This window comes from Streptomyces pseudovenezuelae (assembly GCF_001513955.1).
GTDB classification, from domain to species: domain Bacteria; phylum Actinomycetota; class Actinomycetes; order Streptomycetales; family Streptomycetaceae; genus Streptomyces; species Streptomyces pseudovenezuelae.
This window is the reverse complement of sequence record NZ_KQ948144.1, coordinates 104,675-118,958: the sequence shown is the minus strand read 5'-3', so window position 1 is coordinate 118,958 and position 14,284 is coordinate 104,675. Positions and strand designations below refer to the sequence as shown.

Annotated in this window: 14 protein-coding genes; 8 read left to right on the top strand and 6 right to left on the bottom strand. The window is 71.5% G+C overall.

Annotated elements, in window-relative coordinates:
* Positions 1 to 123: 123 nt before the first annotated feature.
* The gene (gene hppD, locus AQI94_RS00465; protein ID WP_031041592.1) at positions 124 to 1,269 is read right to left on the bottom strand and encodes a 4-hydroxyphenylpyruvate dioxygenase; all 1,146 of its coding nucleotides are present in this window, start codon (positions 1,267 to 1,269) and stop codon (positions 124 to 126) included.
* Positions 1,270 to 1,395: 126 nt separating this feature from the next.
* On the opposite strand from hppD, the gene AQI94_RS00460 reads away from it, so the two are divergent.
* The 7 genes from AQI94_RS00460 (at position 1,396) to AQI94_RS00430 (ending at position 6,560) form a co-directional block, all read left to right on the top strand.
* On the top strand, positions 1,396 to 1,878 hold the full coding sequence (locus AQI94_RS00460) for an Lrp/AsnC family transcriptional regulator (protein WP_031041595.1): 483 nt from the start codon (positions 1,396 to 1,398) through the stop codon (positions 1,876 to 1,878).
* A gap of 100 nt (positions 1,879 to 1,978) precedes the next feature.
* Positions 1,979 to 2,626 carry an ABC transporter permease gene (locus tag AQI94_RS00455; protein ID WP_031041598.1) on the top strand — a complete coding sequence of 216 codons (648 nt, stop codon included), beginning with the start codon at positions 1,979 to 1,981 and terminating at the stop codon, positions 2,624 to 2,626.
* Positions 2,619 to 3,863: a betaine/proline/choline family ABC transporter ATP-binding protein gene (locus AQI94_RS00450; protein ID WP_062229521.1), complete on the top strand. Its 1,245-nt coding sequence runs from the start codon at positions 2,619 to 2,621 to the stop codon at positions 3,861 to 3,863. Before AQI94_RS00455 ends, AQI94_RS00450 begins: the two co-directional genes overlap by 8 nt.
* On the top strand, positions 3,860 to 4,663 hold the full coding sequence (locus AQI94_RS00445; protein WP_031041601.1) for an ABC transporter permease: 804 nt from the start codon (positions 3,860 to 3,862) through the stop codon (positions 4,661 to 4,663). The genes AQI94_RS00450 and AQI94_RS00445 overlap by 4 nt, the downstream gene beginning before the upstream one ends.
* Positions 4,664 to 4,760: 97 nt before the next feature.
* The gene (locus AQI94_RS00440; protein WP_031041603.1) at positions 4,761 to 5,717 is read left to right on the top strand and encodes a glycine betaine ABC transporter substrate-binding protein; all 957 of its coding nucleotides are present in this window, start codon (positions 4,761 to 4,763) and stop codon (positions 5,715 to 5,717) included.
* Positions 5,718 to 5,790: 73 nt separating this feature from the next.
* The gene (locus AQI94_RS00435) at positions 5,791 to 6,366 is read left to right on the top strand and encodes an ArsR/SmtB family transcription factor (protein WP_031041606.1); all 576 of its coding nucleotides are present in this window, start codon (positions 5,791 to 5,793) and stop codon (positions 6,364 to 6,366) included.
* An 11-nt stretch (positions 6,367 to 6,377) separates the two neighbouring features.
* Entirely contained in the window at positions 6,378 to 6,560 is a 183-nt protein-coding gene (locus tag AQI94_RS00430) for a hypothetical protein (protein ID WP_031041608.1), read from the top strand.
* Here the strand turns inward: AQI94_RS00430 and AQI94_RS00425 are convergent.
* From AQI94_RS00425 to AQI94_RS00415, 3 genes are read right to left on the bottom strand one after another with little or no spacing between them, the layout of a single operon-like run.
* On the bottom strand, positions 6,557 to 7,348 hold the full coding sequence (locus tag AQI94_RS00425) for a S16 family serine protease (RefSeq protein WP_031041610.1): 792 nt from the start codon (positions 7,346 to 7,348) through the stop codon (positions 6,557 to 6,559). The two genes, AQI94_RS00430 and AQI94_RS00425, sit on opposite strands and share 4 nt — an antisense overlap.
* 42 nt (positions 7,349 to 7,390) lie before the next feature.
* Positions 7,391 to 8,500 carry an o-succinylbenzoate synthase gene (gene menC, locus AQI94_RS00420; protein ID WP_031041613.1) on the bottom strand — a complete coding sequence of 370 codons (1,110 nt, stop codon included), beginning with the start codon at positions 8,498 to 8,500 and terminating at the stop codon, positions 7,391 to 7,393.
* Positions 8,497 to 9,258, bottom strand: coding sequence for a chorismate synthase (locus AQI94_RS00415; RefSeq protein WP_031041616.1), 762 nt, complete (start codon positions 9,256 to 9,258; stop codon positions 8,497 to 8,499). Before AQI94_RS00415 ends, menC begins: the two co-directional genes overlap by 4 nt.
* A 102-nt stretch (positions 9,259 to 9,360) precedes the next feature.
* Between AQI94_RS00415 and AQI94_RS00410 the strand changes: the two genes are divergently transcribed.
* Positions 9,361 to 10,902, top strand: a complete 1,542-nt coding sequence (locus tag AQI94_RS00410; RefSeq protein ID WP_031041620.1) for a PucR family transcriptional regulator — start codon at positions 9,361 to 9,363, stop codon at positions 10,900 to 10,902.
* A 52-nt stretch (positions 10,903 to 10,954) separates the two neighbouring features.
* Here the strand turns inward: AQI94_RS00410 and AQI94_RS00405 are convergent, their stop codons facing one another.
* Complete coding sequence (locus AQI94_RS00405) at positions 10,955 to 11,596, bottom strand: IclR family transcriptional regulator (protein ID WP_031041623.1); 642 nt, start codon at positions 11,594 to 11,596, stop codon at positions 10,955 to 10,957.
* A gap of 344 nt (positions 11,597 to 11,940) precedes the next feature.
* Positions 11,941 to 13,731 (bottom strand): DEAD/DEAH box helicase, encoded by a 1,791-nt coding sequence (locus AQI94_RS00400; protein WP_031041626.1) that lies wholly within the window; start codon positions 13,729 to 13,731, stop codon positions 11,941 to 11,943.
* Between the last annotated feature and the right edge of the window lie 553 nt (positions 13,732 to 14,284).

Here is a 14,284-nt window from a genome sequence, read left to right as displayed (position 1 = left end):
CCTACGAGGCCTGAGGCCGGCGCGGTCGAAGAAGCGGACACGGGGACGCCCCGGAAGGCGCGGGCGGGAGGACCGTTCCGTGGCGCGGTGTCCCGGGCCCGGTCCCCCCTCGGTCACCGGGGGCTAGAGGTTGCCCCGCTTCTCCTGCTCCCGCTCGATGGCCTCGAACAGGGCCTTGAAGTTGCCCTTCCCGAAGCCCATGGAGCCGTGCCGTTCGATGAGTTCGAAGAACACGGTCGGCTTGTCCTGGACCGGCTTGGTGAAGATCTGCAGGAGGTAGCCGTCCTCGTCGCGGTCGGCGAGGATCTTCAGCTCCCGGAGCGTGTCGACCGGGACCCGGGTGTCGCCGACCCACTCGCCGAGGGTGTCGTAGTAGGAGTCCGGGGTGTCGAGGAACTGGACCCCGGCCGCGCGCATGGTCCGTACGGTCTGCACGATGTCGTTGGTGTTCAGCGCGATGTGCTGGACGCCGGCGCCGCCGTAGAACTCCAGGTACTCGTCGATCTGGGACTTCTTCTTGGCGATGGCGGGCTCGTTGATCGGGAACTTCACCTTGAGCGTGCCGTCGGCCACGACCTTCGACATCAGCGCGCTGTACTCGGTGGCGATGTCGTCGCCCACGAACTCCTTCATGTTCGTGAAGCCCATGACCTTGTTGTAGAAGCCGACCCACTCGTTCATCCGGCCGAGCTCGACGTTGCCGACGCAGTGGTCGACGGCCTGGAAGGTGCGGTGGGCGGGCGGCTCGACGATCGGGGCGACCGCGGCGAAGCCGGGCAGGTACGGGCCGTCGTAGCCGGTGCGCTCGACCAGGGTGTGGCGGGTCTCGCCGTAGGTGGCGATCGCGGCGAGGACGACCGTGCCGTGCTCGTCCTTCAGCTCGTACGGCTCGGCCACCGAGCGGGCGCCGTGCTCAAGGGCGTAGGCGTAGGCGCGGCGGGCGTCCGGGACCTCGATGGCGAGGTCGATCACGCCGTCGCCGTGCTCGGCCACGTGCTGCGCCAGGAAGTGGCCCCAGGGGGTGGCGGGCTTGATGACCGAGGTGAACACGAAACGGGCGGAGCCGTTCTCCAGCACATAGCTCGCGGTCTCGCGGCTGCCGTTCTCCGGTCCGGAGTAGGCCACGAGCCGCATGCCGAACGCGGTCGAGTAGTAGTGCGCCGCCTGCTTGGCGTTGCCGACGGCGAAGACGACCGCGTCCATTCCCTTGACCGGGAAGGGGTCGGCCTGCCGGGCGGTGTCGGGAGTGTGGTGAGTGGTCTGCGTCATGTACGAAGCCTGGCTCCGCTCTGCAAGGTGCGCAATAGTTTGCGTATCCACTGGACAACATGTTCAGCGATACGGCCGGATCGGCGGCCTTTCTGTACATGATGACCATCTCTCCGGGAGGCCGCTGTGGGGATCGACGCACTGGACGGGCGGATCATCGTGCTCCTCGCGCGCGAGCCGCGGATCGGGGTGCTGGAGATGTCCCGGCGGCTGGGGGTGGCCCGGGGGACCGTGCAGGCGCGGCTGGACCGGCTTCAGTCGAACGGAGTCATCCGGGGATTCGGTCCGCAGGTCGATCCGGCGGCGCTCGGCTACCCGGTGACCGCGTTCGCCACGCTCCAGATCCGGCAGGGGCAAGGGGCCGACGTCCGGGCGCACTTGGCCACCGTGCCGGAGGTGCTGGAGCTGCACACCACCACGGGCAGCGGGGACATGCTGTGCCGGCTGGTGGCCCGCTCCAACGCCGATCTCCAGCGTGTGATCGACCGGGTTGTCGGTTTCGATGGGATCGTCCGGGCCGCCACCGCGATCGTCATGGAGAACCCCGTTCCGCTGCGGATCATCCCGCTGGTGGAGCAGGCGGCGGAGGACCCGGCCCTTCGGGAGTGACCGAGCCACTGAGGTGAGCGGAGGACAGCGATTCCCGGGGGACGCCCCCGGACCCCCGGCCACGGCTGTCCATCCGGCACCAGCGAGCGAGGTGACGCGCGTGACCTTCTGGGAGTACCTCGGCAGCCGCCACCAGCAGCTGCTCGCGGACGCCTACCAGCACGCGAGCGCCGTCTTCCAGTGCATGGTCGTGGCGACGGTGATCGGGGTGCTGATCGGGGTCGTGACCTATCGCAGCGAGTGGGCGGGCAACCTCGCCACGACGACCACCTCGACGCTCCTGACCATTCCCTCGCTCGCCATGATCGGTCTGCTCATCCCGGGCGTGGGGCTCGGGGTGCCGCCCACCGTGATCGCCCTGACGCTGTACGGGCTGCTGCCGATCGTCCGCAACGCGATCGTCGGGCTGCGCGGGGTCGACCCGGCGCTGGTGGACGCGGCCACGGGCATCGGCATGTCCTGGGTCACGCGCCTGGTGCGGGTCGAGCTGCCGCTCGCCTGGCCGCCGATCCTGACCGGGATCCGGGTCTCGACACAGATGCTGATGGGCATCGCCGCGATCGCCGCCTACGCCTCCGGGCCCGGCCTCGGCAACGAGATCTTCCGCGGCATCGCCTCCCTGGGCAGCAAGAACGCGCTCAACCAGGTGCTCGCCGGCACGCTCGGGATCGTCGTCCTCGCCCTGCTGTTCGACGCCGCGTACGTCCTGATCGGACGGCTGACCATTCCGAGGGGGATCCGTGGCTGAGACGTCCGGCACCTCAGGTGCGTCCATCGAACTGGAGCACCTGACCAAGCGATATCCCGGCGCTGCGGAACCCGCCGTGGACAGCGTCAGCATGGAGATCAAGGCGGGCGAGACCGTCATCTTCGTGGGTCCGTCCGGATGCGGTAAGTCGACCACGCTCAAGATGATCAACAGGCTGATCGAGCCGACCGGCGGCCGCATCCGGATCAACGGTGAGGACGTGACGGACATCGATCCGGTCAGGCTGCGCCGCAAGGTGGGCTACGCCATCCAGTCGGCCGGGCTCTTCCCGCACATGACGGTGGCGCAGAACATCGCGCTCGTGCCGAGGATGATCGGCTGGGGGAAGGGCCGGATCGGCGACCGGGTGGAGGAACTGCTCGACCTCGTCGGGCTCGACCCCGGCGAGTTCCACGGGCGCTATCCGCGTCAGCTGTCCGGCGGCCAGCAGCAGCGGGTGGGGGTGGCGAGGGCCCTCGCGGCCGATCCGCCCGTCCTGCTGATGGACGAGCCGTTCGGCGCGGTCGACCCGATCACCCGTGACCACCTCCAGGACGAGCTGATCCGGCTCCAGCGCGAGTTGCACAAGACGATCGTCTTCGTCACCCATGACTTCGACGAGGCGATCAAGCTGGGCGACCGGATCGCCGTGCTGCGCGAACGCTCCCACATCGCCCAGTTCGACACCCCGGAGGCGATCCTGACCAACCCGGCCGACGACTTCGTGTCCGGGTTCGTCGGCGCGGGGGCGGCGCTGAAGCGGCTGAGCCTCACCCGGGTACGGGATGTGGAGATCACCGGCTGTCCGACGGTGACGTTCGACGACCCGCTCCAGGAGATCTTCAACAAGCTCCGGAGCAGCGGGACGCACGAGGTCCTGCTGCTCGACGGGCGCGGACGGCCCTACAAGTGGCTCAGGCGCGGCGACATGATGCGCGCCAAGGGGTCGCTGGCCAGGGCCGGGACGCCGGTGAGCGACACGGTGACCCGGGACGCGACCCTGCGGGACGCGCTGGAGGCCGTGCTGACCGACAACGCGGGGCGGGTCGCGGTGACCGGGCGGCACGGGGAGTACACGGGGGTCGTCGACATGGAGACGCTCATGAACTCCGTGCACGAGCTCCTGGAGGCCGACCGGCTGGAGGCCATGGAGCACCAGCACGAGCTGGAGGAGATCCGGGCCGACCGGACGCACGCCGAGCAGGAGGGCGCCGTCGGAGGGGGGCGGACGGCGTGACGGCGTCCACTGCCCCGGAGCTGGAGGAGACGGCCGCTCCTCCCCCACCGGCCGCGCCCGGAAGCCGCGTGAGCTGGCAGAAGCTGACCTTCGTGCCCGCGTTCCTCCTCGCCCTCCTGTTCGCGACCTGGCTGTGGTTCGAGCAGGCCGACCTGGATCCGCTCACCGAGAACGCGCTGTCGGACGGGCAGGTGTCCAAGGCCCTGTGGCAGCACGTGCAGCTGACGGTGATCTCGACGTTCTTCGTGCTGATCATCGCGATCCCGCTGGGGATCGTGCTGACCCGCCGCGCCTTCCGGAAGGTCAGCCCGCTGGCGATGACGGTCGCCAACATGGGCCAGGCGACCCCGGCGATCGGCCTGCTGGCCCTGCTGGTGATCTGGCTGGGCACCGGCACGAAGGCGGCCCTGATCGGCATCGTCGCCTACGCCGTCCTGCCGGTCCTGTCGAACACCATCGCGGGCCTGAAGGCGAACGACCCGACCCTGCTCGAGGCGGCCCGCGGCATCGGCATGTCGCCCTTGGACGTCCTGTCCCGCGTCGAACTCCCGCTGGCCGTCCCGCTGATCCTCGCGGGCGTCCGTACGGCCCTGGTCCTCAACGTGGGCACGGCGACCCTGGCGACCTTCGGCGGAGGGGGCGGCCTCGGCGTGCTGATCACGACCGGCATCACCAACCAGCGGATGCCCGTCCTGATGCTCGGCTCCATCCTCACGGTGACCCTCGCCCTCCTGGTCGACTGGCTGGCCTCACTGGCCGAACTGCTGCTCAGGCCAAGGGGCTTGGAGACGGACACATGAGCCGGACACAGGAGACGAGCACTCCCGGCACCGGCCCCCGCTCCCGCCGGCGGTGCGGCCGGAGACCTCCACGGGCGCGAGGGGTGGAGGTGACGGTGTGAGGCGGATCTTCCTGGTGCTGGGCGGCTGCCTGGTGGTGCTGGCCGGATGCGGGCTGACCAGCGGCTCCCCGATGGCCGACGACGTGAAGCCGGGGTCGATCGGCCGGGGTGAGCCGCTCAAGGGCGCGGATCTGACGGTCACGTCGAAGGAGTTCACCGAGCAGCTGATCCTCGGCGCGATCATGGGCATCGCCTTCGAGGCGGCCGGCGCGGACGTGCTCGACCGCACGGGGATCCAGGGATCGGTCGGCGCCCGGGAGGCGGTCAAGTCCGGTGACGCGGACGGGATGTACGAGTACACGGGCACGGCGTGGATCACCTACCAGGGCCACAGCGAACCGATCACCGACCCGCAGCGACAGTGGGCGGCGGTGCGGAAGGCCGACCTGGACAACGGCCTGACCTGGCTGCCGAAGGCGCCCCTGAACAACACCTACGCCCTCGCCATGAACCAGGCGGGCTTCCGGAAGTACCGCACGAGGACGCTCTCCGACGTGGCCGCGCTGGCCAAGAAGGATCCCGGTGCGGTGACGCTGTGCGTGGAGAGCGAGTTCGCCAACCGCGCCGACGGACTGCCGGGCATGGAGAAGGCGTACGGGATGAGCGTCCCGGCGAAGAACCTCACCCAGATGGACACCGGGATCATCTACACCCAGGTGGCGAAGGGCAGTTGCCGGTACGGAGAGGTCTTCACGACCGACGGGCGCATCAAGTCCATGAACCTGGTGGTGATGCGGGACGACCGGAAGTTCTTCCCCAACTACAACGCCGCTCCCGTGATCAACTCCAAGGCCCTGAAGCGGTGGCCGGCCATCGCGGAGGTACTGGATCCGGTCACGAAGAGGCTGGACAACACGGTGGCGCGGGACCTCAACGCGAGGGTGGACGTGGCCGGGGAGGATCCGCACCAGGTGGCGCTGGACTGGATGAAGGCGGAGGGGTTCGTGCACTGAGGAGCCGTCTCCGTCGGACCGGGTTACAAAGAACCTGTTGCAAAGAAGCCTTTGCATAGATATCTTTGTACGCATGCCGGAAGAGCCGAAGACACGGAAACTCGACGCCCGTTCACTGCGAGGGCTGGCCCATCCCCTGCGGATGGAACTGCTCAACGCACTGCGCCGGCGCGGACCCGCCACCGCGTCGATGCTCGCCGAGCGGCTGGGCGAGTCCAGCGGAGCCACCAGCTACCACCTGCGCCAGCTCGCCGAGCACGGCTTCATCGCCGACGCCCCGGAGCACGGGAAGGGACGGGAGCGCTGGTGGAAGGCCGTGGACCAGGGGCTGACCTTCGACACCACCGAATTCGAGGGCGCAGGACCCGAAGTGCGCGGGATGGCCGAGATCTACCTGCAGGAGATCGCCGCCACCCACTCCCGCGAGCTGTCCGGCTGGCTCAGCACCCGGGACCACTGGCCCGCCGAGTGGACCCGCGGTTCCGACATGAGCGACATGACAGTCCGGCTCACCCCCGAGCTGGCCACCGAGCTCATCGGCAAGATGCACGCCCTGATCAACGACTACCGCGACCAGGTCACCGACGAGGACCCCGGCGCGGAGCAAGTACGCGTCCACACGCACCTGTTCCCCATCGAAACCAGCTGAAGGGCCCCGCCATGCACCCCGAGACCCACCTCGCCCTGCACCACCTGCGGGCCGCCGACCTCCGCGCCGAGGCCGACGCCCACCGCCTGGCCGCGCGGGCCGAGCGGCCGTACGCCATCAGGACCCGGCTCGGCTGGACCCTCGTGGAGGTCGGCCTCCGGCTGGCCTCCCCCAGGCCGGCCTTCGCGCCCTAGCAGGCGGGGACGGACCCCTTGCCCGACTCCAGCGCGGTCAGCGCGCCGACCGCCCCCTTCAGGGACGTCACCGGGATCAGCCGCAGGCCCTTCGGCAGCTCCGCCTTCGCGTCGGCGCACTCGTCCTCAGGGACCAGGAACACCGTCGCCCCGTCCCGCTTCGCGGCCTGCGTCTTCAGTGCCACGCCGCCCACCGCGCCCACCGTGCCGTCCGCGTCGATCGTGCCGGTCCCGGCGATGGTGCGGCCGCCCGTGAGATCGCCCCCGGCGCCGTCACCGTCGAGCTTGTCGATGATCCCCAGGGTGAACAGCAGCCCCGCGCTCGGCCCCCCGACGTCCGCGAGCTTCAGCGTGACCTTGACCTTGTCGGCGCTGAGCTTGAGGTAGCCGAGGGCCGCCTCGGTCGCCGCGTCCTGGGACTCCTTCATCTGGGCGGTGTTGTGCTCCTCGATCTCCTTGACGCTCTGCCCGCTCGGGTAGACCGCGTCATGGGGCATGACCGCCTGGTCGGTGCGGAACCAGCTGTCGACGATGTCGCCGAGCGAGACACGCGTGTCGGGCCCGGTCGCCTCGATGGTCGTCATCCTCAGCTGCCCGCTCGTCGTACGGGTCCTGGCCCCGGAGATCGTGATCACCGCCGCGCCCTCGTTCTTGCCGAGGACGTTCGCCGTCATCCCGGGCTGCGCCAGGGAGAACGGCAGCGGCGCGAAGAGGGCCGTGGCGACCAGGACCACGACGGGCAGGGCGCAGACGGCGACGGCCTGGGGGCGCGTGAGGCGAGAGAGCACGGGATCAATCTAACGCGGCGGTCGATTCCGGCCACGAGCCGGTCAGGCCCGGTACAGCTCCCGTCGCGCGCGCGTGAAACGCCGTAGGACCCCGGGGAGCGGTTCGACGCCGATCCCCGGGGTGCGCGGGACCGGCAGGTGGCCGTCCACCAGGACGAACGGCTCGGTGATGTCCTCGGCGAAGTAGCGGGAGGAGGCCGAGGTGTCGCCGGGGAGCGTGAAGCCGGGCAGAGCCGCCAGGGCGAGGTTCGCGGCGCGGCCGACTCCCGTCTCCAGCATGCCGCCGCACCACACCGGCACGCCGTGCGCGCGGGCCACGTCGTGGATGCGGCGGGCCTCCAGATAGCCGCCCACGCGCGCGGGCTTCACGTTGACCACCCGGCACGCGTCCATGGCGATCGCGGCGGCGGTGTCCCGGGCGTTGTGCAGGGACTCGTCGAGGCAGACGGGGGTGGCGAGACGGCTCTGCAGGCGCGCATGGCCGTAGAGGTTGTTCTCGTCCAGGGGCTCCTCGATCAGCAGCAGCCCGAACTCGTCGAGGCGTCGCAGGTGTTCCGCGTCCGCGAGGGTGTAGGCCGTGTTGGCGTCGACCTGGAGGGGCAGAGCGGCGCCGAAGCGCTCGCGCACGGCCCGTACCGGCTCGACATCCCAGCCCGGCTCGATCTTCAGCTTGATCCGGACGTAGCCCTCGGCGAGATAGCGCTCGACGTCGTCCAGCAGCTCCGGCACGGACTCCTTGATCCCCACCGACACCCCCGCGGGCACCCGTTCGCGCACCGCGCCCAGGTAGACCGCCAGCGGCATGCCGTACGACCGCAGCTCCGCGTCGAGCACCGCCGTCTCCAAAGCGGCCTTCGCCAGCTCGTGCCCCTTGATCCCGCTGACGGCGGGCCCGACGAGCGCGGCCGTGAGCGCGGGCAGCGCCGCCGCCCTCGGCACCAGGAAGTCCCGCAGCACGAGCTCGGCGCCCGCCACGAACTCCGAGCAGTACCGCGGCTGCGGGTCCGCGGCGAACTCCGACCAGCCCTCGGCGGTGTCCGTGACGACGTGCAGCAGGAAGGTGTCCTTCGTGGTCATCGTGCCGAAGGAGGTCCGGAAGGGGCTGACCAGCGGGATCGCCACATGGACGACCTCGACGCGCTCCAGCTTCATACCGCGGCCTTTCTGGTGAGTGTGTACCAGCTGTCCCTGGACATGCCCGTCGCCCGGAACCCCTGGGCGAACGCCTCCGTGAACACCTCGCGCACGGCCCGCCGCCAGCGCAGCGCGAGCGCCGGGTCGGCGGCCCGCAGCCTGACGACGTCGTCCGGGACCCGGCACCAGACGTGCAGGCCGGCGAGGTCGCGGCGGGCGAGGGGCTCTCCGTCGGGGGCGCGGTGGGTGGCGGGCGCGGCCTCCCGGTCACCCGGGTCGTACGGCCCCGCGGGCGCCGCCAGGTCCCAGGTCACCGTCAGCCGGTCGCTCTCGTCGCCGGCGTTCACGCCGTCCCGCATCGGGCCGTAGAAGTCGACCAGGTACTCGGTGCCGGCCGCGCCCAGTTTGGCCAGGTTGAAACGGGCGTTGCGGGCGACCAGCGGGTCGAAGGTCCAGCGCATGGTGCGGGCGCCGAGACCGAGCGCCCAGGCGCGCTGTGCCTGCTTCACCGCCTGCCCGAGCCCGGGCTCCGCCGCGGCGACCAGGGAGTACGCCTCCCGCGAGCCCGGTGGCCCGAACACGGCGGCACAGGCCCCGGCCAGGCGCTGCCCGTCGAGGGCCGCGTGCACCGCGCCGCCCGCGTGGACCAGGCTGCGCAGCACCTCGGCCGGGTAGGGCGGGGCCGTGCGCGGGGTCCGCCAGACCTCGCCGAAGTAGGCGCTGACGGCAGCGAGGCCGGCGACGTCGTGGACGGTACGGATGCTCACTCCGGTCATGTGCCCAGTCTCGGGGCCGTTCGGCCGGCGTGGGTTGTACGGGCGCACAACATCCCCGTACGTTCGTTTACGGATCGGACAAGACATCCTCCGGAGGCACCCTTGGACACCTGCACCCTGGGGGACCTCCTGGACGTGGTCGGCGGCACCGCCGTACGCCTGCACACCGCTCCCGCCGGACTCACCGCCCCGGTCACGGAGGTCCTCCTCCACGACCCCCACGCGCCGCTCCCCCGGGTGCCGGGCGCGCTGCTGCTGGCGGTCGGGGTGCGGGCGGCAGCCGCCGGGCCGCTGGCGAGGGCGGCCGCGGAGGCCGGGATGACCGGCCTGGTGGTCCGGGGCCCGGACGGGCCCACGGCCGAGGCGCGAACGTACGGTGTGGCGCTGCTGTCCGTCGCCGAGGACACCGCCTGGCACCGGGCGCACCTGCTGCTGGCCTCGGCGATCGGCGCCCGGCCGGTCCCGTCCACGGGCGGCCACGACGACCTCTTCGCGCTCACCGACGCCATCGCGGCGGCGACCGGTGGGGCTGCGGCCGTGGAGGACCCGCGCCGGCGGATCCTCGCCTACTCCACCGTCCCCGGCCAGCCGGTCGACGAGGACCGCCGCCAGGGCATCCTGGGCCTCCAGGTGCCGGCGGACGTGGAGAACACCGAGCAGTACCGGGAGCTGTTCGCGGCCGCCGGCCCGGTACGGCTGCCCGCGCTGCGCGACGGCGTCCTGCCGCGCCTCGCGGTCGCCGTCCGGGCCGGCGGGGAGACCCTCGGATCGGTGTGGGTCGTCGACGACGGCACGCTCGCGGCGGACGCGGAGGAGACCCTCGCCCAGGGGGCGTCCACGGCGGCCCTGCTGCTCCTGCGGGCGCGTGCGGCAAGGGAGTTGGCCCGGCACCGCAGCGGCGACCTGCTGCGGCGGGTGCTGGACGGTACGGCGGACCCGGCGACGTCCGCCGCCCGGCTGGGGGTCGAGGGCCCGGTGCGGGTGGCGGCCTTCGCCCTGGACGAGGCCGGCCTCCCGGACGCCGAACAGACCGGGCTGCGGCTGCTGGAGGTCGTACGGCTGCGGTGCGAGGCGCGGTACGGGCGGCAGGCGTGTGTGCTGCTGGACGGGGTGGTGTACGCGTTGCTGCCGGCACCCGGGGTCCGCCACCGGCGGCTGGCGGAGGAGATCGTGGCGCGGGCCGGGCAGGCGCTCAGGGTGCCGGTGCGGGCCGGGCTCGGCGAGATGGTGGCGGGACTCGGGGAGGTGGCCGGGTCACGGGCGGACGCCGATCTGGTGCTGCGGGTGCTCGGGCCCTCGCTCCCGGTGGCCACGGTCGACGAGGTACGGCCACGGGTGACACTGCTGCGCCTGACCGAAGTGTTCGCCGGACGACGGGAGTTGGCGGAAGGCTCCTGGCGGCGGGTGCTGGCGTACGACGGTGAGCACGGCACCGACCACGCCCGCACACTGATCTGCTGGCTCGACGCCGGATGCGACATCGCGGCGGCGGCACGCCTGCTCGCCGTCCATCCGAACACCTGCCGCTACCGGCTGAAGCAGGTGCGCCGGCACGTCGGAATCGACCTGGACGACCCCGACGAACGGCTTTTGCTGTGGCTGCAGTTGAGGGTGCTGGCGGGGCTCGGTCCGGTGGGCGGCTGACGCGTGGGGCGGCGGTCCCCGCGGGGGCCGCCGCCGAGGACGGTGCCTGCGCTCAGCGCAGTGCCTCCGCGACCTCCCGGGCCGCGTCCACCACCCGCGGTCCCACCCGTTCCGGCACCGCGTCCGCCAGCATCACGACCCCGACGCTGCCCTCGACCCCGGTGACCCCGAGCAGAGGAGCGGCGGCCCCGCTCGCGCCGGCCTCCAGCTCTCCGTGCGTCAGCATGTAACCCGGCTCCCCGAACCCCTGTTGCCGGGCCGCGAGAATCGCCCGGCCCGCGGCGCCCCGGTCCAGCGGATGCCGGAACCCGGCCCGATAGGCCACGTGATAGTCCGTCCACGTGGGCTCCACGACGGCCACGGCCAGCGCCTCGGCGCCGTCCACCAACGTGAGATGAGCCGTCGCCCCGATGTCCTCGGCGAGCGACCGCAACGCGGGCAGCGCGGCCTCCCGCACCAGCGGATGCACCTGTCGTCCGAGGCGCAGCACGCCCAGTCCCACCCGGGCCCGCCCGCCGAGATCACGCCGTACGAGGGCGTGCTGCTCCAGCGTGGCGAGCAGCCGGTACACCACGGTCCGGTTCACGCCCAGTTTGTTGGACAGCTCGGTGACGGTGAGCCCGTGGTCCGTGTCGGCCAGAAGTTTGAGGACACGCAGTCCCCGGTCAAGCGTCTGAGAGGTCTCCGCGGTCACGACGCCCACTCCTCCAAGTGGTGAGGTCGGCAACCTCCGAGCGGCGGTGCGTCACCGAGTCCCGTCGGCGACGCGCTTCAGAGGCCGCCGATCGGCCGGCGGCCCGGTCTCTTTCCGGGCCGCGTCGCTTCACGGCTGCGCTCCGCGGCGGCGCTGCCACGGGGCGTGTGCGTAGCGGGACAGTAGCGAAGGGGGTTCGCTCAGCGGAAGCCTCCGTCCAGAATCCGGGCAGTAGCCGGTACGGACCACTCCGTTTGTCCTGGTACGTGCGGTCCGCGGCCACGACACGAGCGGCGCCGCGCGTCACCTTCACCCGGGACCCGCGTCGCCTCACGGGCCGCGGGTCACCTCATCCGGGTGGCCCACTCCTGCACCTTGGCGATCCGCTGCCGCAGCTGCCCGGCCGTGGCCTCCGCGCTCGGCGGTCCGCCGCACACCCGGCGCAGCTCGGTGTGGATCACGCCGTGGGGTTTGCCGCTCTGGTGGACGTACGCGCTGACCATGGTGTTGAGCTGCTTGCGCAGCTCCATCATCTCCTTGTGCGAGACGACGGGCCGCCGCTCGGCCGGCAGCTCCAGCAGGTCCGCCTCGGTGTCCGGCTTCTTGCGGCTGTGCGCGATCTGCCGGGCCTGCCGCTTCTGGAGCAGCAGCTGCACCTGGTCCGGTTCCAGCAGCCCCGGAATCCCGAGGTAGTCCTGCTCCTCCTCGCTCCCCGGGTGCGCCTGCATGCCGAACTCGGCGCCGTCGTACAGGACGCGGTCGAAGACGGCCTCGGACTCCAGCGCCTCGAAGGCGAACTGCTCCTGCTCGCCGGTGTCCTCGTCCTCCTCCCGGTTCGCCTCCTCCATCTCCTTCTCGGACTCGGCGTACGGGTCCTCCTCGCCCTCCTTCTTCGGCTTGTCGAGGGCGTGGTCCCGTTCCACCTCCATCTCGTTGGCGAAGGTGAGGAGGTCGGGCACGGTCGGCAGGAACACGGAGGCGGTCTCGCCGCGCCGCCGGGACCGTACGAAACGGCCGACGGCCTGGGCGAAGAAGAGGGGCGTGGAGATGGTGGTGGCGTACACCCCGACGGCGAGCCGCGGCACGTCGACGCCCTCGGACACCATGCGCACCGCGACCATCCACCGGTCGTTGCTCGCGCTGAAGTCGTCGATCCGCTTGGACGCGGCGGCCTCGTCGGACAGGACGAGGGTCGCCTTGTTGCCGGTGATCTCGCGGATCAGCTTGGCGTAGGCGCGCGCGGACTCCTGGTCGGAGGCGATGACAAGGGCGCCGGCGTCCGGGATGGCCTTCCGGACCTCGGTCAGCCGCTGGTCGGCGGCGCGCAGCACGCTCGGCATCCACTCACCGCGCGGATCCAGGGCCGTACGCCAGGCCTGGCTGATCGCGTCCTTGGTCATCGGCTCGCCGAGCCGCGCGGCGATCTCGTCGCCCGCCTTGGTCCGCCAGCGCATCTGCCCGCTGTAGGACAGGAAGATGACGGGCCGCACGACGTGGTCGGCGAGCGCGTTGCCGTACCCGTAGGTGTAGTCGGCGGCCGACCTGCGGATCCCGTCGTTGCCCTCCTCGTACGTCACGAAGGGGATCGGGTTGGTGTCGGACCGGAAGGGCGTACCGGTGAGCGCGAGCCTTCTCGTCGCCGGCTCGAAGGCTTCGAGGCAGGCCTCGCCCCACGACTTGGAGTCACCGGCGTGGTGGATCTCGTCGAGGATGACGAGGGTCTTGCGCTGCTCGACCCGGTTGCGGTGCAGCATGGGCCGTACGCCCACACCCGCGTAGGTGACGGCGACTCCGTGGTAGTCCCTGCCGAGCGGCCCGGCGCTGTACTCGGGATCCAGCTTGATCCCTATCCGCGCCGCCGCCTCGGCCCACTGCTTCTTCAGATGCTCGGTCGGCGCGACGACCGTCACCTGCTGCACGACATGGTGGTGCAGCAGCCAGGACGCGAGCGTGAGCGCGAAGGTCGTCTTACCGGCCCCCGGCGTCGCGACGGCCAGGAAGTCTCGCGGCTGCTCCTGGACGTACTTCTCCATCGCCCCTTGCTGCCACGCTCGCAGCTTGCTGGCGGTACCCCAGGGGGCCCGGCCGGGGAAGGCGGGGGAAAGGTGATGGGAGGAGGCGGCGGTGGTAGTCACGGTCTCCGTCGGGGTCGAGCGGCTGGGCTGTCTCTTCGGCTGTGTATGACGACCGGGTCACCTTACCGGCGGCCCGCCACCACCACCGCGCGGACGGGGCCGGGGCGGCGGCGGGTGGGACCGAGGTCACAGTGGGCCGGGGTCATGGTGGGCTCGGGTCACGGTGAGCCCGGGGCACGGTGGATCCGGGTCGCGGTGGATCCGGGTCGCGGTGAGCCCGACCGGACGGGCCGGCAGATGTTGGGGGCAGACGGGTTGGGTTTGTTGGGGGGTGGGGGCGGTGAGGGGGCCTGGGCGGTGGGGGTTGGGTCCGGTGGGGACCACGTCCGATAGGGACCACAGCCCATGGGGAGCGCGTCCAGTAGGGGCCACGTCCGATAAGGGCCACACCCGGTAGGGGGCGCTGCCAGTGGGGATCACGTCCGGCGGGGACCGCGTCCGGCGGAGGCCACGTCCGGTGAGGGTCGCTGCTAATGGGGACCACGTCCGATAGGGGCCACAGCCCGTGGGGACCGCGTCCGGCGGAGGCCAAGCCCGGTGGAGGCCACGCCCG